A 21,981-nucleotide genomic window follows, 5' to 3' on the forward strand; every position below is an offset into this window, starting at 1 on the left:
GTCAAGATTTGGCAAGAAGTCTTAGGCATAAATGAAATAGGAACGGAGGATAATTTCTTTGAACTTGGTGGGAATTCGATAAGCTTCGTTCAACTTTTATCTAAAATAAGAGAATATTTTAAAGCAGGCATTGGTTTGGATAGTTTGTATACAAATGCAACGATAAAATCAATGGCAAAATTAATAAGAAATGAAGAATCTTCCTTTATCGTTGGGGAAGAGGATCTTCACTTATTAAATGGTAAAAAGGATCATAACATTTTTGCCTTTCCGCCTATTGGCGGCTTCGGAATGGTATATAATGGAATGGCAAATTTAATGGATACACATTCCCTATATGCATTCGATTTCATAAATTCTGATAATAGAATTGATCAGTATATTGAATTAATTCGAATGGTGCAGCCAGAACCACCGTATCAACTATTAGGTTATTCAGCAGGTGGGAACTTAGCATTTGAAATTACTGCAGAAATGGAGCGACAAGGATTAGAAGTATCCTATATCATCCTTCTAGACAGTTATCCAATCGAGGGAGCAACACTAAATAAAGCGGATACTACTAACTTATATGACAATATTATAAAAGAAGCGAAAACAAATCCTGCCTATCAAAAGTATCTAGAAAGAGATTATTTTAAGGAAGAGATTATCAAGAAGATTAAACTTTATTCGGACTATGTTAATAATCTAGTAAACCATCATATCATTGATACGACTATTCACTTCATTCAGGCTCAAAATGATGAGCATTACGTTAAAGATGAACTGTCTTTGCCAAAATGGGACGAGTTTACAAAGAAAGACGTATTAAACTATCAAGGCTATGGTAATCATGGTGATATGTTATCGGAACCATATTTAGAAAGAAATATGGAAGTAATTAACCAGATATTCACCTCTTTGCAAATGAAAGCTTTAAATACTAAATGATATTAGGAACTAGTAAAGGGCGAAAAAACAGGAATAAAGGGAAACTACAATCAGTTGGGGGGTATCCCCTACGATTGTAGTACCACAAGGGTATGACCTAAAGGACTTTGTTGAACCAATCGGCCATTTACCGGCAGTCGATCGCCACATATCCATATTGGTTTCACTTTTGAAATGGAGGTCTTACTGCCGGTTATATCGAGATAAATATATATTTCAATTTTTCTACACTATTTTAATCCATATTTTCATCTTTTTTGATTATGCTTTACAATACATATAAAAGTGTAATCGTTTAATCACCTAGTTGAGATTCTACTTAGGGAAGGTGAACATGTTGAAAGGTGTTTATAAATTATTAATCATTGAAGATGATGAAAACATGGCAAACGTATTGAAGACTCTCCTTGAAAAATGGAATTTTCATACAATGGTTTGTAATGACTTTGAAAATATTTTAAAAGTGTTTGAAAAAGAAGAGCCTCATATTATTTTAATGGACATTAATATCCCGTCTTTTGATGGATTTTACTGGTGTAAAAAGATTAGAGAGATTTCAAGTGTTCCTATAATCTTTTGTTCCTCAAGAAACAGTAATATGGATATTGTAATGGCTATCAATAATGGTGGAGACGATTATATACAAAAGCCTTTTGATAGTTATGTACTAGTTGCCAAACTGCAAGCAATTATTAGACGTACGTATGAGTATAAATCAGATTCCAATCAAATCATTGAATGTAAGCAGGTCATACTAAATTTAAGCGATACAGCGGTTTACCACCAAGATCAGAGGGTAGAGCTTACAAAAAATGAGTTTGAAATTTTAAAAACATTGATGGAGAATAAAGGAAAAGTGGTCACACGAGATCGATTAATGAAGAAGCTCTGGGATGATGATATTTATGTAAACGAAAATACCTTAACTGTTAATATTAATCGTTTACGAAGTAGATTAGAAGATATCGGTGTCGTGAATTATATAGTAACGAAAAGAGGAATGGGTTATATAATTCAATGAAGATACAAGATTATTTAAAAGCTCACAAGCTATGGGTGGTAAGTAACGTAATTGTACTTTTTATTGTTAATAGTATTTACATTAGTACTGTAGTAGAATATAGATCTTCTGATTTATTGTATATGAACGGCCTACTAATCATTATACAACTATCTTTTCTATTAATTGGATTTTGGCAACAAAAAAATAAATATAACAAAGCTATGAAAAGCTCGATGGAAGAACTAGAAAAAATGGCCATTCATGATGATGATTACATTATAAATATGCTCTATACTTTATTACAGCAACAACGATTTCAACACCAAAACAATGAAGAAGCGTTTAAAAAGAAAATCAATGAAATACAAGATTATATTACACAATGGGTTCATGACATTAAAGTTAATATAGCAGTATGTGACCTGCTACTTGATGAAACAGAAGATATAAAGGTAAGAGATTTACGAAATCAAATAGAGCAAATTAAATTTAGAGTAAATCAAACGCTATATATCACTCGAGCAAATCATTATAGTCAGGATACAGTTGCTGAAAGAATAGACGTTGGTCAAGTTCTAAGAATGGCAATAAAAGAGAATGCGCTTTTCTTGATTAATAAAGACATTACGATTAATACGGATTTACACCATATTACGGTTATTAATGATAAAAGGTGGGTTTATTACATTTTTACCCAAATATTAAATAATAGTAGTAAGTATACCCAAAAAGGGGGAACAGTACAGATTAATAGTGAAGAGGATGATCATGCATATTATATTTACATTAAAGATGATGGCATTGGTATTCCTAAAGAGGATTTGGGGAGGATTTTTGACAAAGGCTTTACTGGTAAAAATGGAAAAAACGTTACCAAATCTACTGGTATGGGACTTTACTATACAAAGAAAATATCAGAAATGCTTCAAATCGGTATAGATGTTAAGAGTGAAGAAGGAGAATATACAGCGTTTACAATTATATTTTATAAACTATCAGATTACTTCAACATAGCATCTAATGGTTAAAAGTTTAAGAAAAGGTGGGAGTTTCATAATGAAAAAGATAAAACTTTTCTGTATCCCATATGCTGGCGGGTCTGCTACTGTTTATTCGAAGTGGAAAAGATTAGTAAGTGCTAATATCGAAATCGTAGAAGTAGAATTAACAGGTAGAGGACGTAGGATAAATGAGGCTTTAATAGATAATATGGATGATATGATAGAGGATATTTATACGAGCATTAAAGATCAATTACAGGAACCTTATGCAATATTTGGTCATAGCATGGGTGGACTTATTACATACGAACTTTGTCAAAGATTAAAAAAGGAAAGCCATCAAGACCCCGTACATATTTTTATTTCCGGAAGAAAAGCACCACATATAAAGAATCCATTTTATGATTATCACGATTTACCATTTGATGAATTTGTAAAGAAAATTGTAAATTATGGTGGAATGGAACGAGAGATTTTTGAAAATAAGGAGTTGGCTGAGATTTTTGTACCTATCCTACGAGCAGATTTTAAGTTGATTGAAACGTATGAATATAGCCAATCAAATCATCGTTTAGACTATGATTTTTCTATATTTCATGGCAATAACGATCACACGGTTCAATGGAATGACATAATACAATGGGATGAAATAATAAGTGGGAACAGTAAATATCATCGAATCCCTGGGGGACATTTTTTTATTAATGAGAATACAAGGCAAGTAACAGATATCGTTTGTAATGTTCTAGGAAATGAAATAAACAGCTTAACTAAAGGAATGGGGCCAACATTCAATGTGTGAAGTTTATGGTGTAAACATTGCACAAGGAATTGGTGACCAACCGTTTCAGCAATTATTAAGCATATTACCGTATGAAAAACAGAAGAGAATTAATCGATTTAAATTTGTTAAAGATGCGGAAAGAAGTCTAGTAGCAGAGTTATTAATTCGTTACCTCTTAAACATAAAGGGATTTACCAACGGTGAAATTCACTTTCAACTTAACCCATCTGGGAAACCATTTTTGCAAAATGTACCAAATATTGCATTTAATTTAAGTCATTCTGAAAACTGGGTCGTCTGTGCACTGGATAAGACCCCTGTCGGTATTGATGTTGAACATGTACAGTCTATTGATTTACAATTAGCAAATCAATTTTTTACGGATGTAGAATGCCATTATATATTTTCTAATTCTTCTGCTCAGCTGGATAGATTTTATGAAATATGGACGATGAAAGAAAGCTATATAAAAGCAAGGGGACATGGGTTATCCATTCCATTGGATTCATTTTCCATAACCGCATTAAATAATAAATTTAAGATTGAGGTCCATAATACGATAAGTAAGTATAATGTAAAACTAATGACAGTCGATCCAAAATATAAGCTTGCACTATGTTCGATGAGTAATAATACTCCTGCACCTGTTACCGTTATACCCCTGGACAACTTAATTACCAATCATTTGCAAGATAGGTTATCTTAAGGGAGAAATGATCTCCCTTATTTTAGTTTCAACCTCAAATTTCTGGTTATGCATATAGATGTCCCTCCTTTGTAGTCATTATCCTCCTTACTTTAATTTAAAATTCTAGAAAACTAACATAAATGTCACATAACTATTTAAAATGTAACCTAAATCGATAGAGAGTGATTTTATTGCGAATTATAATAAAATTAAAACGTAATTAAGTTGGGTTGGAGGTTGAAATCTTTGAAAAAAATAGTAGAACTATCCAATGTAATTAAAGAATACGGTAAATCAAGTAATTCTTTTCGGGCATTAAAAGAAGTAAGCTTCGACATTAACGAAGGAGAATTTGTTGGCATTATGGGGCCATCTGGTTCAGGTAAAACTACATTGCTTAATATTATGTCTACAATTGATAAACCTACGTATGGAAAAGTCTTACTAGATGGTAAGGATTTAAATGAATTTAAAGGAGAGAATTTAGCTGGGTTCCGAAGAGATAATATTGGTTTTGTTTTTCAATCCTTTAATTTATTAGACAATATGACGGTAAGAGATAATATCGCCTTACCACTTACTTTAAATAATGTAAGACATGAAATTATTTTACAAAAAATTGATACGTTCACGAAGCTATTAGGGATCTCCGACCAAATGGATAAATATCCTGTTGAATTATCTGGAGGTCAAAAACAAAGAGTAGCTATCTGTAGAGCTCTAATTACGGATCCAAAGGTTATTTTTGCAGATGAACCAACTGGAGCATTGGATTCTAAGTATTCATCTGATGTGTTAGAGTGCTTTAAAAATGTTAATAGTAGGTTAGGGATCACCATTATTATGGTAACACATGATTCCAATGCAGCCAGTTACTGTGATCGTGTAATGTTCTTAAAGGACGGAAAGATGCACGGTAGATTAGATAGTAATGGTAACAAACAGGAAATGTTTACAAAAGTATTAGATATGCTTGCTATCCTGGGAGGTTCGGATAATGAACTCCTTTAGAATTGCTTTTAAGCTAATGCGAAACAATTCTAATATCTATGGTCTGTATTTTTTAGTGTTAGTAGTAACAGTTGCTACTTACTATAATTTCGCGGCCATTCAGTATAATGATAAATTTGTGGAATTAACCGAAAGAGTCCAGTCTGCTGTAGTAGCTAGTTTCGCCTCTGGATTTGTCTTGATATGTACAGTTGTATTTTTTATGTGGCATGCGAACAGTTTTTTTATAAAACAGCGTCAAAAAGAAATTGGGCTTTATATGTTGATGGGAATTAGCAATGCTAGAATTGGCAGAGTATTAGCGCTAGAAGGTTTGTTTATTGGTGGATTAGCTTTTACTGTTGGCTTGATCATTGGTATCTTATTTTCCAAGCTTTTCTTTATGTTATTAAGTAAGGCAATGTTTTTAGATGTTGTATTACCATTCAATATTTCAATAGAAGCAATTATACAGTTAATATTGGTGTTTGGAGTTATCTTTATCTTACTGGGAATTAAGAATTATAGTGCTATCAAGAAGAAACAGTTAATCGATATGTTACATGCTACGAAAGAAAAACCTGCTAAGCCAAAATATAGTCTACCTAAAGGTATTCTAAGCATTTTTTTAATTGTAGCAGGCTATTTCATTGCACTTAATATTAAGCCTTGGCAATTAGACTTATTGCTTGCTGCGGTAGCGATCGTGTTTTTAGTTAGTCTAGGAACATACTTATTTTTTGGAAGTTCATTAACAGTCATTTTAAGTAACTTAATTAAGACAAAGCGTTTTATTTATAAGGATGTAAGACTAATCAGTATAAGCAGTATTTTTTTTCGGTTAAAGGAGAACTATCGAAGTTTAGCAATGACAGCAATTTTGGCAGCGGCGACCGTTACAGCATTTAGCGTTAGTATTTCATTTAATCAATTTGCAAATAGTCACGAAGTGATTGAAACACCTTATAGTTTTAGCGTTGAGAGTGAATCCCCAGATACTAATGAATTGGTTAGAGAAGCTGTTGAGTCTTCTGAACATAGCTTAAAGGGAGTTCATGATCTGCATTTTTTTATTGGAAAGGTCCATTATGATGATTCCCGTAATGAAGTGGATAAAAATAATGAAGCTATAATTACGAGCTATTCACAGATGGAGAAAACACTGGAGTATTTACAGTATAAAGGTAGAGACAATCTGTTAGATCAGATTAAGCCATCTCAAAATGAAGCGACATTTATTCTAAATCCTAATACGATTGCTTCTCCTATGAATATTCTCGGAGATAAGATGAAGATAAATAAAACTGATTTCCAGATTGCAGAATTTACCCAAGTTCCATTTATAGGTAACAATAGTAAGTATGGACGAATGAACGTGTATGTTCTCCAAGATCAAGATTATGAAAGACATGTTCAAGATTTTGAAGAACTAACGCTTACTGGAGTAGACATCACCAATCAGGAGAACAGTAGTGAGTTAATTAGTAATATCAAACAAATAATTCCTAATGGGGAGCAAATGCTTTATGAGAATCCGAAACAATATATTTGGGAGTACTATGCTTTAGGAACATTGTTTTTCTTAGGTTTAATTATTTCGATTGTATTCATGCTTGCGACATTTAGTACGATTTACTTTAAGTTTTTAAGTGATGCTTTTTCTGATAAAGAACAATATGCGATGCTTAAAAAGGTTGGCATGAGTAGAAAAGAAGTCCAGCGTTCGGTTAATTTAACGGTTGGAATTGCATTCTTAATCCCTATCATAATTGGTATTGTCCACAGTGTGGTAGCGATGAAGGTATTGGAGCAAATCATGAGTGTGAAATTTACCTTCCCGCTTTTACTAGGGGTAGGTTGGTTTGTTTTTGTCATGACCTTCTTTTATAAAGGTATTATCAGAAGCTATACCAATATGGTCTATAAAGATTAAGCTTTTTATGGCCTAATTTCACAAAACAACATTGCAAAGGGGAGTTTTAAAGATGTCTTGGTTTACCAAATGGTCTTTTGCCAACAAAGCGGCTGTAACTCTAGTAACCTTAATTGTTCTGATATTGGGAGTCCTTAGTTACTTTAGGATGCCTATGGAATTCTTGCCAAAAGCGGAAACACCACAGATTAGAATTATCGCAATGGGGCAGGGTGTTAATTCTAAGTCGATGGAAACTGATGTCACAAGTCCGATTGAACAATCAATTGCAGCGGTAACTGGAAAGAGTGGAGTTCTTTCAACAACTGGTGATGGTTACAGTAAGATTGATGTGTTTTTTGAATATGGAACAGATATGGATCAAGCAAGACAAGATGTACAAGAACTAGTAGATTCGGTATCTTTACCTAATTACGTATCAAAACCTTCTGTAACAAAGCTGGATACGTCCTCTATTCCAATTTCCTTTGTAGCAATAACTTTTAAAGATGGTATCACAGCAGAAAATCTAGACTTTGTAAAAGAAAAACTGGAGCCAATATACAGAGATACAGAAGGAGTAGCAGAAGTACAAATACAGGGAGTTGAAGATTCCTTTGTTTCAATCCAATTAGATCGTGAAGAATTAGATGAATTACAAATACCAGTTCAAACTGTTATTGAGGCTCTACAAGGGCAGGATGGGTCATTTGCAGTAGGAGAAAATATCATTGAAGGTAATGCTAGTAATATTACAGTAGTTGGTAATATAGATAGTCTAGAAGACCTTGAGAATATTACTGTATCAAAAAATGTTCAGCTCGAAGATATTGCTATTATTCAAAAAACTAGACCAGGAGATGTTATTAATCGCTTTAATGGGGAGGATAGTATTGAATTTACCATTGTTAAAGATAGTACATCCAATGCAGTGACACTTAGTGAAGAGGTCGATAGCATAACAAAAGAAATAAGTGATAAATATGATAATTTAGAAGCTACTGTGTACCTGACTACAGCGGATATGGTCAAATCATCGGTACAATCGATGATCAAAGAAGTTCTTATTGGCGCTCTATTTGCAACAATTGTAATTATGCTATTCCTTCGGAAAATTCGTTCTACCTTTATTACGATTGTTTCAATACCATTATCACTATGTATTACATTAATTTTATTATCCCAATCAGGAATTACGTTAAATATTTTAACACTCGGTGGTGTAGCTGTAGCAGTTGGGCGTTTAGTAGATGATAGTATCGTTGTGATTGAAAACATATTTAAGAAAATGCAACAAGAAAAGTTCTCGGTAGGGATGATAATTGATGCAACAAGGGAAGTAGGCGGAGCAATTACTGTTGCAACTTTGACAACTGTCGCTGTTTTTTTACCGATAGGGCTAGTGAATGGGAGTTTACAAGAATTTATTTTACCATTTGCCTTAACAATTACGTATTCGTTACTTGCTTCATTACTAGTTGCATTAACAGTCGTTCCGCTTATGAGTGCAGGACTATTAAAAGGTTCAAAATTAACAGAGTATAAACCACCTGTCCGATTTAGAAAGGTTGTTAACTGGTCATTGAGCCATAAGTTCATCACGTTAACGATTGCTTTATTATTATTCTTTGGTTCAATCGGTGCATATTTCGTAATGCCAAAAGGAGTAGTGGATGATTCGAGTACAGATTATATACAAGCAACATTAAAATATCCCTCTGATACTCCGCTTAAAAAGGTAACAGAAAGCACATTGAAGCTGGAGTCGAAAGTTCAGAAAATAGAAGGAGTTAAACATGTTATCACCTATTTGGGTAACTCGAGCTCTGCCGTTCAATCGGGAGTCGTTAAGTCGCCTACAGAGGCACAGGTGAGAGTGTTACTTTCAGATGAAGAAGAGGTTGATCGTATAATGGAGGAGATAGAGCAGCAACAGGATTTATTTTCGGGCGCTGATTACAGTGTAGTAGCAGCTTCTTTCCTTGGATCAACAGCAACAGATATTAATATTGATGTAACAGGTGATAATTTAGAGAATATTGAAGATGTTACAAATGAAATAGTCGAACAGATTGAAGATGTAGAGGGAATTGAGGAAGTCACAACAAACCAACAAGAGAAGAAAAGCGTTTATTCGTTTGAAGTGAATTCTGCTAAAATCAATACTGAGCAAGTGGCATCTCAACTAGGCATATTATTAAATAAAACACCAATTGGGACGATTGATCTTCAAGGTGAAAAGACTAATATTGTATTAGAACCATTGCTGAGCACTGAAACAGAAGAGGATTTAGAGGATATCTCGATATTAAGTGAAGACGGCCCTACACCTATTACCGAAGTAGCATCGTTAAAGAGTGAGCGTACAGCTACCAATCAGTATCATAAAGATGGCGAACCATTCTTACAAGTAACGGCAAAAATAGATCCAACAAAACTATCCGAAATTAATGCAGATATTCGTACTACTATATTCGGAGATGGCGAGAAAAATGGGATTAAAATTCCCGAAGATGTTGAAGTATTTATTGGTGGAGCTAATGTCCAACAATCAGAAGACTTCAATGATCTATTCATGACGATGGGCATTTCCATTGGCTTAGTATTTTTAATCCTTGTTGTAACTTATAAAGGGATTAAAACACCAATTGCGATACTCATCACATTGCCGCTAGCATTAATTGGTTCCATTGTTGGCTTATTAATTACAGGAATTTCAGTAGATACGACCGTATTATTAGGGGCATTAATGCTCATTGGTATCGTAGTGACAAACGCAATTGTCTTATTAGATCGCGTAAAACAAAATGAGAAAGCGATGAGTATAAGAGAATCCTTATTAGAAGCCTCACAACGGAGATTACGTCCGATTATCATGACAGCTATCTCCACAATCAGTGCCATGATTCCACTGTTATTTGGAACAGCAGAAACAGGAAGCCTTGTATCAAAAAGCTTAGCAGTTGTTGTTATTGGAGGATTAACTATATCTACCTTATTAACGTTAGTAGTGATTCCATGTGTTTACGAATTATTGCATACCAAGAAGAGAAAAAGATCAGTTATAGAAAAGAATTAAATATAGCTTTTTGTTAGCTAATGGAGAAAATGATATGACGATTTATGAAAGAGTATCATTTTCTCTTTTTCAGAACATTCGATATAATGATGAAGAGACAAGGTCGTATAATAAAAAGCAGAAGGGATGGTGAAGATGGAAGCCATAATTGAAGTAAAAAACCTTAAAAAGGTCTATAAAAAAAGAAAAACGAAAGAATCTCTAATAGCTGTAGATGATATTTCATTTTCGGTTAATCGGGGAGAGATTTTGGGTCTGTTAGGTCCAAATGGTGCAGGAAAGTCTACTATGATTAAGATGATCTGTGGACTTCTTATTCCAGATGATGGCTCTATTATAGTAAATGGCATTAACACCCAAAAGAAGCGATTGGATGCGCTACGCCATATAAGCGCAGTACTTGAAGGGAATCGTAACCTGTATTGGCGTCTATCAGTAAAGGAAAATTTAGAGTATTTTGCTGGAAATAGAGGACTTTCTAGTAAAGATATTGCTGAACAAATTGAAGGCCTTTTGACCAAGTTTAATCTAAAAGACAAAGAAAATGAATTAGTGAATCGACTTTCGCGCGGAATGCAGCAAAAACTTGCCATTGCAGTTGCAATGCTTGCAGATAGCGAGATTATTTTACTGGACGAACCAACTTTAGGACTTGATATTGAAACAAGCTATGAGGTTCGCGAACTATTGAAGTCAATTGCCAAAGGGTATAACCGAACTATTATTATCAGCTCTCATGATATGGATGTCATTCAAGCTATTTGTAACCGGACTATTGTTATTAACTACGGAAAAGTAGTTGCAAATGATAATGTGGAAAACCTACTACGTTTGTTTGAAGTTCGCTCCTACAAGATTCAACTAGGTGATCATTTGACTGATCGGCAGTATAAGATGTTGGTAGAAAAGTTTCCAGGGCTAGAATACATACCAGATTCCATACAATCTACAATCGAGGTTGATCTAAATCATAGTAAAGAAATTTATGATTTGTTTGATGTATTGAAGCTTGAGCATATCCCGGTTGAGACAATTGATAGACAAACAGTTAATTTTGAAGAAATCTTTATGAAAATTGTAAAGGGAGAGAAAGAATATGCGATGGTATATCCTTCTTAAGACAAATGTTCGTAAAGAGTACATAGAGCTAAAACGCTATCTACCTAATACCATAGCTATGCTACTTACTTTTTATTTCATCTTTTTAGCAATGTTTTTAGGTATTCAAGTAATTGGGGATCCTGGTACTCAGGATGTAAACACGCAATATATTATTGTCAATTATGTTTTTTGGTTTTTGACGGTAATGGTTATAAATCAAATTGGCTTTGATATCATCAATGAATCCATGCGAGGTACACTAGAGCAACTTGCTATGTCACCTATGGGGATATGGAGAATCATGACTGCTAGACTTGTTGCCACAACAATACTGAATTTTATAATTGTCGTTATATTATTACTCATGTCTATGCTAACTACCGGACAATGGCTAAATATTGATGTGGTGACTATAATCCCAATTCTAGTATTGACACTTTTTAGTATGTATGGGCTAGGCTTAATTATTGCAGGTATTTCAATAGTGTTGAAACAAGTACAAGCTTTTCTCCAAATTTTACAGTTTATTTTAATGGGGTTAACGTTTATTCCATTATCTGTTGCACCTATCTTATCTTTCTTTCCATTTGTAAAAGGTGTGGATTTAATGCGAAGTGTGATGATAGAAGGCTTAACTTTATCCTCTATAAATTTGGGGGATATAGCAATATTGCTTATTAATGCGATTATTTACTTTACTTTAGGCTTAGCAACCTTTCTTTGCTGTGAACGGATAGCAATGAAAAAAGGATTGCTGGCACAATACTAACAGCTAAAATCAGTAAGTAAATAAGATAGAAGAAAAATTAGAATGCAGACAAATGTATTTTAGTTTTTCTTGTGTCTTTTAGAAAGGAGTTTTTTATTGAATAATAAAAAATTAGAGAATTGAGAATAACTCTATACTGTCATCTAAAAGGGAGAGTAGAGGCTCTTTTTTATTAATCCAGGAAATTATAAAATTAGTCCATGTATAAATATCGAGCCGTGTCCAGCTCCAACGCCCAGAAACGGAATAATTAGGGGGGATTATCAAGAGGATAAAGGCGACCTTGTTTTATTTGATCAACGAATCCATCTATTCACTCTAAGGAAGCGATGCAATGAAGACGCTCTAAAATAGGGTATTTGTTCAAAACTCTGGATTAGTAGAAGAGGAGACTGGCAAATGGAATTTGAATTTAGCTCTAGAATATAGGACAATGAAAAAAGGAAAAAATAACCAGAATAAGAGATGATCTTCATGAATTTGGTTTGCAACACCTAGAAAATCATAACGTCTATCAATTAATTGAGGGAGAACAACGGATCGCTATTATCAGATTAATTTTACAAGGCAGTGATTCGGGACTTGCCGATGGACCAACAGCAAGCCTTGACAGCGATAATGAAAAAATCATATTACAGTATTTAAAGCAATTAAATCAGAAGGGAAAGACAATTATCGTGGTTACACATCATCCAGCTATTTTACACTATTTCTCCCGTGTTATAAGTTTAAGCGATAGTGTATTAATGTTTCGTATGTAAAGTTGGATGCATTGGATTGGACGGAATATTTATTTATGGATTTAACTCTTAACATAGTAGTTATTCTTGTCATCGTAAGCTACTTATTTTTAGAGAAGGAGAAAATAATTGACAACGAAAATATGTGATTGCGGGGTCAAGGATAATGTTTATTTCTAAATGTGATCAATATCTTACAAGTGTTCAAAGCAAAGATTTTGTAAAAAGAAGATAGTCAGGGGCTTTAAAGAATTGTTTTATCTTAATGACAATAGGGAGTATAAAAGAATATGACATTAATAGGGTTGTTAGGAACAGTTCATACTCAAGAGCTTAGAGAAAAGTTTAAGTTTTCATTTGAGTTATTAGAGGAATTAATTTTAGAATTCCGACCCGACATTATTTGTGGTGAAGTAAAGAGTGAAGATTGGAAGAACTATACTAAAAATGAGAAGCAGTACACTGGTTATCTTGGGCCAGATGAGTATAAAAAGTCAATTTTACCTTTATGCAAAGAAAGAAATATTCTCTTTCATCCAATTGATTGGTTTGATAGCTCAATTGCAAGACTTGATCATTTTGATAATTATACAAAAGGTGAACAAAAAGATTTAGAAGAACAACTCTTTATAATGTATGACAAGATACTTAAGAAAAGTAAAGAATGTAAAATACCATTTAATGGTCACCAAATAGATGCACTTGTTAAAGAAAAACATAATTGGCTTCATGAAATAAATCCTGAATATCAAAATCTAACTTGGATAGCAAGAAATCAAATGATGATAATTAACATTAAACAAGTCATCAATATTAATCCACAAAAAAGAATACTTTGTACAATTGGATTTGAACATAACTATTTCTTTTTTGAACAATTATCAAAGCTTAAAAATGTAAAAATTAATTATCCATTAAGGTGAATACTAGTGGGATATGTAAGAAATATGTATGGTTTGTACATGTATTGGAACTGGACAATCAGTTTATATGATTAATATTGTCTGTGTGGCCTGTTTATTTCTTGCAAATATTCTATTGCTGCGAATCACTAAACGATTCAAAATAATAGGTTCTAGTATCATATTCCTATTTATCGCTGTTCATGTAGTACTTCTAGTAGACAGTAATAAACAAGTTAACAATATAACAAGTGTTTCACCTGACTTTAAACATGTACTATCTATTAAAAAAAATGTTGAGAGTGGATCAGCCGTTTACTATAGGTCGTATTTTGGTATTTTAGCTCGTCCAAAAGATAGCTTACCAGCCGAGATAGTTGGCGATTTTAAGGTAGATTGGTTAGCTAAAGATATCGCAGCCGTTACTTATAAAACGGCAGACAACTCGATACAGCAATTTATAGCCACATATGGGGATCGAGGTGATGGTACAAGCTATTATTATGTTGGTGCACAAATTCACGGGAATTGGCAAGGTGATAACATTAAAGTAGTTAGTAACCAAGAAGGGATCTCTGTTACACAAGCTAATCAAACAGAATTGTTTACATGGGATACTATTGAACAGTTTGGTACACTTGCAGTTGTTTTGAAGAAAAATAACGAAGCAGCTTGGACCATTTCTTTGAACGAGAATTTTGAAGTTGATTCTGCTGCCTCCCAATCAAATGTTGGCAATATTCGTTTATATAAAGCAATCTTAGAAGAAAATCAGCCAATTACGCTCCACTATAAATCGTCAAACTAAAATTAATTGTACTATTAGTGATCCCTACATTACTTTTTAGATGTAAGTATGCTACGTAATACGTAAGATTATATATAAATATTTGTTGCACCTTGTTAGGATGAATTATAAAAATAACCAGAACGATTAACGGTCTAAGCCCTATGACAAACAGGGCAAAGGCCAATTAATCGTTATTTTTTTGAACCCAATTGGAGTTCCATTATTATCATAAACTATACTTTTATCAAACAAGGTTTCTAATACTTTTGCAAGATCTTCTACTTCTTTTTCATCATAATTGTCAGTCAGAAGCACTTGCAGAAATACTACTTACATTTGTAATTAAAAATCGTTCAGAAACAGACAGGAACCTACAAAGTGTTGATTTATGGCTAACTACACGCTTTTTCGTAGTTGGCCATAAACTACAGTTTGTGGTTATCGGCTGTTTTAGAGGGAAGCGAGAAGCCATAGAGTTGTAAGTTAGCGTTCTTTGATAACTTACAACTTATGTGCAGACCTTTAGGCATCCCCCCTAAAAAATTTAATTTATTTGATTATTCTTGCAGGTTTGAAAAATTTTAGGCAGAAGTTATTATATAGGTTATTAATGTCGAAATTAAAAAGAAAGAGGGAATAGCCCTTCATTACCACGACAATAACCTTAATAAATGTTCTACTTTTAAAGGAGGAATTAAAATGAATAGAAAGAAAGTTATAAAGATACTGGCAGCACTTTTTATTTTACTATCAATCCCCACTTATTCTAGCGCATACGTACTTAATGGAAAATCTTTATCAAATAGATTAGATGCTTATTATTGGATAGATGGAGATTTCAATAGTAATAGAAGAGAAGTTTTATATGGCATATTAGCATGGAATGACACAAGCCAAATACAATTCAGAAAAGAAGCCGGGGTTCCAGGGGGCGGGGATGTAATGGTAGAGTATGTAAACTATTATAACGGCGATATTTATGCTGTTAGTAAAGGACGTGGGCATATTATGGTTTATAAAAAATGGAAAAACATAAGTTCATATACACAAAGGAAAGAAGTCATAGTTCATGAGGTAGGTCATGAAGCAGGTTTAGCTCACACCCAAAAATCTAACAATAGTATCTCTGTAATGCGCCAATACGGTTTTAATAATAAAGCATATCCTTTATCAGACGATAAAGCTGGACTTCGAGCTAAATATTAAAAGGGGGTAAAAGTTATGAAGAAGATTACTAGTGTTTCGCTTATCCTAATATCTTGTCTAACAATAATGGTTTTTATAATTAGTAAATCGAATGAAGAAAAAAATATTATTCAAGGTAAGTCTTTAGATAATCTTTCCACAACTGAGACTTTAGTATTTGAAGCGAAGACAGATGGATTTGAGTCACTAGATGAATTAGAAAGTAATTCAAAAATCATTCTACGAGGAAAGAAAATAGGAGAAGAAAGTCCAGTAATTTATAGATCGGAAGTAGACGGTTCAGTAGCAGGTGGCTATACAGTAACTAACTTTAAAATATCAAAGGTATATAAAAATGAAACAAAAAATAAGAAGATTAAAGAAAAAGAAGAAGTTAATATAGCAGAAAATAATTTTTTTGATAAAAAAACAAACAAAACATACAGTTTTAATGGATATAAAAAAATGAATGTGAATGAAGAATATCTTTTATTTTTAACACCAGAACAAGATGGAGTATTTGCTACAAGAGGAGTCACTTTTGGTAAAATACCTTTAGAAACCAACAAAATTGAAGTTTTAAAAGACACAGAAGAACCTCTATCTTTGAATTTGCAAAAAATATTTAGTGAAGCAAGAAACCAATACAAATAATTTAAGTCATGAGGGAGATAACGTGAGAAAAACTATACAGTTAGTAATTATACTTTTAGTGAGCGTAAACATTATAGGTTGTTCTCAATCTTCAAAATATGATTCAAAAGAAGCGATAAAAAAGGGTGACGTTGTATACAGTGGAGATAACGTATACAACCTAGATATTTTTTTAAAATTTCTAGATAATATTCATAGCAATAAAAAAGATTCTATTCGAATAACTAGTTATACAAACGAAGGAGACCCTATATTTCAGGACTTGAATTTTGATGGAAATGTAATAAATTATAGTTATGATAATAGGTATGATGATTATGGAGGGGGTGATGTAGGAGTAAAAAAAGACGATTGTGAAAACATAAAAAAAGAAAGAAAGAAAGATGGAAAAATAGAATATTTCATCGTAGGTTGCTCAAAAAAACCTAATGATAGTTACTTACTTATTCGTACAGATGAATAAAAATAAACTTGAAGCATGATAGGTTGTTTACCAGAGGATATACACATCTTCAATGTATTTTTAATCATAGATGTAAGCTAGCATAAATGCAGGAGTGTAATATTAACTGTGTAAGTAAGAAATGCGTACGGTTTCTTACTCACACAGTTTTTTTTATTTGGTAAAATAAAAACATAAAGCTAAAGCAGTGTTTTAAATGGGAAAACCTAAAAGAGATCCTAACTCCGTAGAATTAGCTAACAAGATTATTGAACAGTATTAACCAAAGTCTGTAGAAGGTTATGCAACATGCATTAAAGGACATATTTGGGCCGATGTTTGAATCGATGTTAAAAGGTGAAATGAATCATCATTTGGGCTATGGATCAAAGGAGAAAAAGAAACAAACAATAAACGGAATGGGTACGGAAAAAAGACAGTCAAAACGACTGCTGGCGAAATGAATATTGCCGTACCTCGTGACCGTGTCATTTGAAACACAACTTATTCTCAAGCGCAAAAGAAATGTTTCTGCCATCGAGGATAAAGTCATCTCCATGTATGCAAGAGGAATGTTCCAGCGAGATATTTCGTCCACTATCGAAGATACCTATGGTTTCTCTGTGTCTCATGAAATGATATCCGAAATTACCGATACAGTGCTTCCTGATTTAAAAGAGTGGCAAAGTCGCCCTTTAAGCAACTGTTATCCTTTTGTGTTTGTAGATTTCCTTTATACGACGATACGTAATGACTATGAAACAAAGAAATACGCTGTTTATAGGGGTGGTGTCAGCTTCGCTGGCACTACCCCTACTGCAAAAAGGATATTCAATAATCATTATCATCACGCAATAGAGGTTGTGAATTTGCATTCCTATAGGAAAGGTGAGGTATCATGGATTTATAAATTATGGAAGGTGTGGAGTTCATAGAGAATATTTTATGGTTAAATGGCCAGAGTCGTTATAGAACATGGAGAACAGAGGTTTAATGCTAATAGACATTACCAGCCTTTAGACCATTAAATAAGACTTAAACCAATAACATAATCCAAATTCCTTAACATACAAGAATTTGGATTTATCTATATAGAAATTTTCTTAGCGTACAAAATTTCCGAAATGGTGGCAGTACCCCATAGCCATCAAGCTAACATTCATAAATGTGTAGTGTAGAATCGTTTTTACAAAGCAATGTCTATTCTACTGAAAAAAAGGCATGCCAAATAAGCCTAAAACAGGCTATTTTTAAAAAATGACGCTTATTTCTTTTGGCACGTGGTATACTGATACACGACACCCAAAATATCAAAGACCGTTTTTTTCTCATATCGATGGGATTTACGCCCTTTTTTCTGTAGGAGGGTAAACAGGCGATGCAGCGTCTTTGATAGCTCTTGGGTGTTTTTTTGTATTGCTTGAAACAAAAGTAAGAAGTAATCTTTAATGATATAAATGGCTTTATATTCACTGAGTTCCCGTTTTTTCTTGATAAGAAGTAGCTGCCTCATTTGAAACATGGTAGAAGAACAGAGAAGGATGGCAATGAGTTGGCCATAAAGGTGACATTCTAATCGATCTTGTTTGATCTCTTTACACTGATCCACTTCAAAGAAGGATTTCCATGTTTTAAAAAGTAGCTCAATTTGCCAGCGAAGGGAATAAAGATCGTGAACGTGTCCCGCCGGGACTTCCTGGGGTGGCGTATTGGTGATGTATACATTCATGGCACTCAATCGTTTACTTCGTTCTTTCATGACAATCCCCTTCTTTTTCTCTTTTAACGCTTGATCTTCCCATCTTTTTCGGGTTTGTTCCTCTGTAAGTCGGTGAATAATAACTCGAGTTGGCAACTTTTGATACATGCCAATATAAACGTCTGAGATTTCATAGGTTTGTCCTGGTTTTAGTTGATTCATGGTCTCCTCCATATCCAATTGAATATATTCAGTTCGTTTTTTGATCAAACCATTTTTGAAGTATTCGGGATCAGGATTCTTCAAATATATCCGATTATTTAATTTTAAGCGAGAGATGTAGTAGGCTCCTTTCTCATCTATTTGATAGAAATCGTTCAAGTCAAAATAACCTAAATCGCGTATACATAAATCGCCTGATTGCACCGTTTGTAAGCAAGTGGAACCGTAGGTTCGATCGTTTTCTTTACCTGGTCCTGAGTGAACGTGCATGAATTGGCCGCTGAGAAGATCATATTCTAATTGAATCTTTACGCCAGCTGTATGGCTACTGCCTCCAGATCCTTGATAGGTTGAGGCAAATACATCTGGAAGTTGAAAGGTCGTAGAATCCAAGATTCGTATACGATGAAAATGAGAAGCATAACGATAGGGAAGAGTCTGAGAGGTAAATAGTTTATGAGTTAGCAAGGAAGTGAATACGCGACGTAAAAGTTGAACAGCAGAAGAATTAAATCGTTGATTGAGCCCTTCAGGACTCATCAAAACTCCCGTTGAGGATTCTAAACAACTAGATAGCTGCGTTAGGGAAGTACTCGCTACTTTTTGGCTTAACCACGCGCATAGCGCAACTAAATCTTTGGCTTGATACTTGCTCGTCCTTTGAACAAAACCGACTTCCTTGGCTAACTGTTGAAGAACTTGAGGAGACAAAGATCGTTGTAGTTCCTGTGAAAAGAGAGTCAATTCATCCGAAGTCTCGCAACACATAAAAACACCATCCTTTTCCATATATTACTAAAAGGATAGCGCTTTTTCCGTTTTGGGGGTAGTAACTTGTCTTAGCTTGATGGGCATGTGGCAGTACCCCCTTACTATTCTTTCTACAATTTTATTTATAATACCCTCCTACTAACAATACAGCCAGAAGCAATTGGAAGATATGAAGGTGTTAGTCCACCAACCATCACGATTCCTCCAAGTGCAGATCCCATGGAACCACCTAAGTAATTAGCTGAGCTGTTTAAAACAACTACAGATGATCCGTGTTCTGGCTGTAGCTGAAGTAATACATGCTGCTGTGGGGCCAATGAAGCCCAACCCATTGCTCCCCATACCATGAAGGGGAGAAATGCTAGAAAAGGAATTCCAAGCACCAATGGTAAACTAAACATTGCTAATGTTAATAGAGCAAGTATTCCACCTATAATCCAGCTTGGACGTCCTATTCGATCAATAAGCGTCCCAATAGATAAGTTTCCGATAACACCACCAATTCCCCATGCCCATAAATATGGTGTAACTTGATGAATTTCCTGTAAATCTTGCAAGATTGGAGCAATATACGTGTAAAGACCTAAACTAGCGAGGGCAGCAACAAACGTTATGCCCACTGTTGCTGCGACACGTCCATTAGTCATCATTGCAAAACGTTGGCGCAATGAAGCTGGTTGTGAAGCAGGAATGTCCGGGAACCAGAGTATAATCCCGATCAAAGCAATAATGCCGAGTGTAGTAATTAACCACAACGTACCGTGCCAACCTATCTCTGTGGCCATAATTAATCCAAGAGGAACCCCTATGACTGTGCCCAAACTCATACCACCTAATACCGTACCTAAGGCACGTCCACGTTTTTGAGGAGGAACTAGTGCGGCTGCTGCGGCTGTTGCAAGCGGTGAATAGAGACCAGCTCCAATACCTGCAATTGCCCGAGCCAATAGTAGCAGGGGGAAATTCGAGGTAAGTGCACTCAATGCATTACCTAATGAGAAAATAACTAGTGCGATAACTAATATTCTTCGAGCTGGTTTGCCCGCTAATAATGTTGCGAAAACGGGAGCTGCAAGTGCAAAGCAGAGGGTAAAGACAGTGACTGCCTGTCCTGTCTGTGAGTCGCTAGTCTTAAAGGTTGCTCCGATATCAGGTAACAAACCAGCTACTACATAAGCATCAAATCCAAGCGTAAACATTCCTATAGTGAGAAGAAAAACCATTCTCATTTTACCCCTCCTTAAATGTCTCAGTATAATTTGTCAATGCTAATCAGAGTGGGATATAATTTTTTTGTTATATCGATATGTTATAATGATGGAGCGATTGACATTTGAAATAATATCATATCGATAGCCTCAATAGAATAATCAATATCTTAGAAGGGTATAACAAATAGTTATAACAGATGTGGGGTAAAAGAAATGAATACAGTGTGGATGCAAAGCTTTATAGAAGCTGCAAAGCAAAAAAGCTTGTCTAAAGCAGCTAAGGAAAATAATATATCTCAACCGGCATTGAGCAAACATATACGAAATTTAGAAAATGAACTAGATGTTGCGTTGTTTTACAGGACCTCTACGGGTATTGAGCTTACAGAAGCTGGAGAACGTTTTCGCTCTCGAATTTTACCTGTTATTACTGAGCTAAACGCGATCCGTCAAGATTTACGGCAGTTTTCACGAACTTCACCTATAGCGATAGGAAGCCTGCCTAGTCTAGCAACCTATTATTTGCCACCAATGATTAAGAAGCTTCAGTCTTTAGCCCAACCAGCAACGCTAATGATTCAAAATACTTCAAATGAGCTTGTACAATCATTAGAGGAAGGGAGACTTGATGCAATCTTTATGGATACAGTAAGTACAAGGGAATCCCTGTGGAGTTGCGAATTATTTAAGGAACCTTATTATGCGGTGTTTCCATTAGATCATCCGTATCGTTCTAGAAAAGCGGTCAAACTTGCTGAGTTATGCGAGGAGCAGCTTATTGTTCATCAATCTCCTTGTGATACAAGGAGTCGTATTATGGAGCACATGGAATTGATCGGGCAAAAACCTACTATTATTAGCGAGGTGGCTTTTGGTGATTTTATTTACGGAGCTGTAATAGCTGGAATGGGGATAACGATTGTTCCCGAAATAAGTGCAGAGCATATTGATCGTCATCAGCTTTTTGCTTTACCGATTATAGATTTCGGAAACGAGCGGTCGATTTCATTGGCCACCCGAAATGCTAAACTTGGATCACAACTTTATCAATATTTTTGTTGACATTGATTTCTTATATGTTTCCGTTAGGAGTGTAGCAGGATTC

Annotated in this window: 20 protein-coding genes and 1 pseudogene; 19 read left to right on the plus strand and 2 right to left on the minus strand. The window is 34.4% G+C overall.

What is annotated here, in order from left to right:
* From Q1A47_RS08095 to Q1A47_RS08180, 18 genes and pseudogenes are all read left to right on the plus strand, one after another.
* The coding region (locus Q1A47_RS08095) for a non-ribosomal peptide synthetase (protein ID WP_299631563.1) at positions 1-933 on the plus strand (933 nt) is incomplete at its 5' end.
* 334 nt (positions 934-1,267) lie between these two features.
* A complete protein-coding gene (locus tag Q1A47_RS08100; protein WP_034679502.1) occupies positions 1,268-1,954 on the plus strand; it encodes a response regulator transcription factor in 687 nt (228 codons plus the stop codon).
* Positions 1,951-2,964 (plus strand): sensor histidine kinase, encoded by a 1,014-nt coding sequence (locus tag Q1A47_RS08105; protein ID WP_026682509.1) that lies wholly within the window; start codon positions 1,951-1,953, stop codon positions 2,962-2,964. The genes Q1A47_RS08100 and Q1A47_RS08105 overlap by 4 nt, the downstream gene beginning before the upstream one ends.
* A gap of 28 nt (positions 2,965-2,992) precedes the next feature.
* Entirely contained in the window at positions 2,993-3,739 is a 747-nt protein-coding gene (locus Q1A47_RS08110; protein WP_026682510.1) for a thioesterase II family protein, read from the plus strand.
* Positions 3,732-4,427 carry a 4'-phosphopantetheinyl transferase superfamily protein gene (locus Q1A47_RS08115; RefSeq protein WP_166530348.1) on the plus strand — a complete coding sequence of 232 codons (696 nt, stop codon included), beginning with the start codon at positions 3,732-3,734 and terminating at the stop codon, positions 4,425-4,427. The genes Q1A47_RS08110 and Q1A47_RS08115 overlap by 8 nt, the downstream gene beginning before the upstream one ends.
* A 228-nt stretch (positions 4,428-4,655) precedes the next feature.
* The gene (locus Q1A47_RS08120; RefSeq protein WP_026682512.1) at positions 4,656-5,420 is read left to right on the plus strand and encodes an ABC transporter ATP-binding protein; all 765 of its coding nucleotides are present in this window, start codon (positions 4,656-4,658) and stop codon (positions 5,418-5,420) included.
* Positions 5,407-7,332, plus strand: coding sequence for an ABC transporter permease (locus Q1A47_RS08125; protein WP_121604760.1), 1,926 nt, complete (start codon positions 5,407-5,409; stop codon positions 7,330-7,332). The genes Q1A47_RS08120 and Q1A47_RS08125 overlap by 14 nt, the downstream gene beginning before the upstream one ends.
* 52 nt (positions 7,333-7,384) lie before the next feature.
* Positions 7,385-10,390, plus strand: coding sequence for an efflux RND transporter permease subunit (locus Q1A47_RS08130; RefSeq protein ID WP_121604761.1), 3,006 nt, complete (start codon positions 7,385-7,387; stop codon positions 10,388-10,390).
* A 135-nt stretch (positions 10,391-10,525) separates the two neighbouring features.
* On the plus strand, positions 10,526-11,509 hold the full coding sequence (locus Q1A47_RS08135) for an ABC transporter ATP-binding protein (protein WP_026682515.1): 984 nt from the start codon (positions 10,526-10,528) through the stop codon (positions 11,507-11,509).
* Positions 11,487-12,260 (plus strand): ABC transporter permease, encoded by a 774-nt coding sequence (locus Q1A47_RS08140; protein WP_026682516.1) that lies wholly within the window; start codon positions 11,487-11,489, stop codon positions 12,258-12,260. The genes Q1A47_RS08135 and Q1A47_RS08140 overlap by 23 nt, the downstream gene beginning before the upstream one ends.
* A gap of 485 nt (positions 12,261-12,745) precedes the next feature.
* The gene (locus Q1A47_RS08145) at positions 12,746-13,021 is read left to right on the plus strand and encodes a hypothetical protein (protein ID WP_246484705.1); all 276 of its coding nucleotides are present in this window, start codon (positions 12,746-12,748) and stop codon (positions 13,019-13,021) included.
* A gap of 269 nt (positions 13,022-13,290) precedes the next feature.
* Positions 13,291-13,923, plus strand: coding sequence for a hypothetical protein (locus tag Q1A47_RS08150; RefSeq protein WP_121604763.1), 633 nt, complete (start codon positions 13,291-13,293; stop codon positions 13,921-13,923).
* Positions 13,924-13,951: 28 nt separating this feature from the next.
* The gene (locus tag Q1A47_RS08155) at positions 13,952-14,710 is read left to right on the plus strand and encodes a hypothetical protein (protein WP_166530349.1); all 759 of its coding nucleotides are present in this window, start codon (positions 13,952-13,954) and stop codon (positions 14,708-14,710) included.
* A 248-nt stretch (positions 14,711-14,958) separates the two neighbouring features.
* Entirely contained in the window at positions 14,959-15,174 is a 216-nt protein-coding gene (locus Q1A47_RS08160; RefSeq protein ID WP_166530350.1) for a hypothetical protein, read from the plus strand.
* Between the two features lie 217 nt (positions 15,175-15,391).
* On the plus strand, positions 15,392-15,898 hold the full coding sequence (locus Q1A47_RS08165; RefSeq protein WP_051388428.1) for a matrixin family metalloprotease: 507 nt from the start codon (positions 15,392-15,394) through the stop codon (positions 15,896-15,898).
* Between the two features lie 15 nt (positions 15,899-15,913).
* Positions 15,914-16,531: a hypothetical protein gene (locus Q1A47_RS08170; protein ID WP_051388429.1), complete on the plus strand. Its 618-nt coding sequence runs from the start codon at positions 15,914-15,916 to the stop codon at positions 16,529-16,531.
* A 22-nt stretch (positions 16,532-16,553) separates the two neighbouring features.
* A complete protein-coding gene (locus Q1A47_RS08175) occupies positions 16,554-16,994 on the plus strand; it encodes a DUF4362 domain-containing protein (protein WP_051388430.1) in 441 nt (146 codons plus the stop codon).
* 196 nt (positions 16,995-17,190) lie between these two features.
* Positions 17,191-17,755: pseudogene (locus Q1A47_RS08180) on the plus strand (transposase); the annotation flags it as partial.
* 482 nt (positions 17,756-18,237) lie between these two features.
* Here Q1A47_RS08180 and Q1A47_RS08185 read toward each other — a convergent pair.
* Positions 18,238-19,662, minus strand: coding sequence for an IS4 family transposase (locus Q1A47_RS08185; protein WP_166530351.1), 1,425 nt, complete (start codon positions 19,660-19,662; stop codon positions 18,238-18,240).
* Positions 19,663-19,787: 125 nt separating this feature from the next.
* On the minus strand, positions 19,788-20,894 hold the full coding sequence (locus Q1A47_RS08190) for an MFS transporter (protein ID WP_166530352.1): 1,107 nt from the start codon (positions 20,892-20,894) through the stop codon (positions 19,788-19,790).
* A gap of 195 nt (positions 20,895-21,089) precedes the next feature.
* Here Q1A47_RS08190 and Q1A47_RS08195 point away from each other — a divergent pair, with 195 nt between their 5' ends.
* Complete coding sequence (locus Q1A47_RS08195; protein ID WP_026682929.1) at positions 21,090-21,938, plus strand: LysR family transcriptional regulator; 849 nt, start codon at positions 21,090-21,092, stop codon at positions 21,936-21,938.
* Positions 21,939-21,981 lie beyond the last annotated feature (43 nt).

It is taken from the genome of uncultured Virgibacillus sp., assembly GCF_947495635.1.
Taxonomy (GTDB): domain Bacteria; phylum Bacillota; class Bacilli; order Bacillales; family Amphibacillaceae; genus Virgibacillus; species Virgibacillus salarius.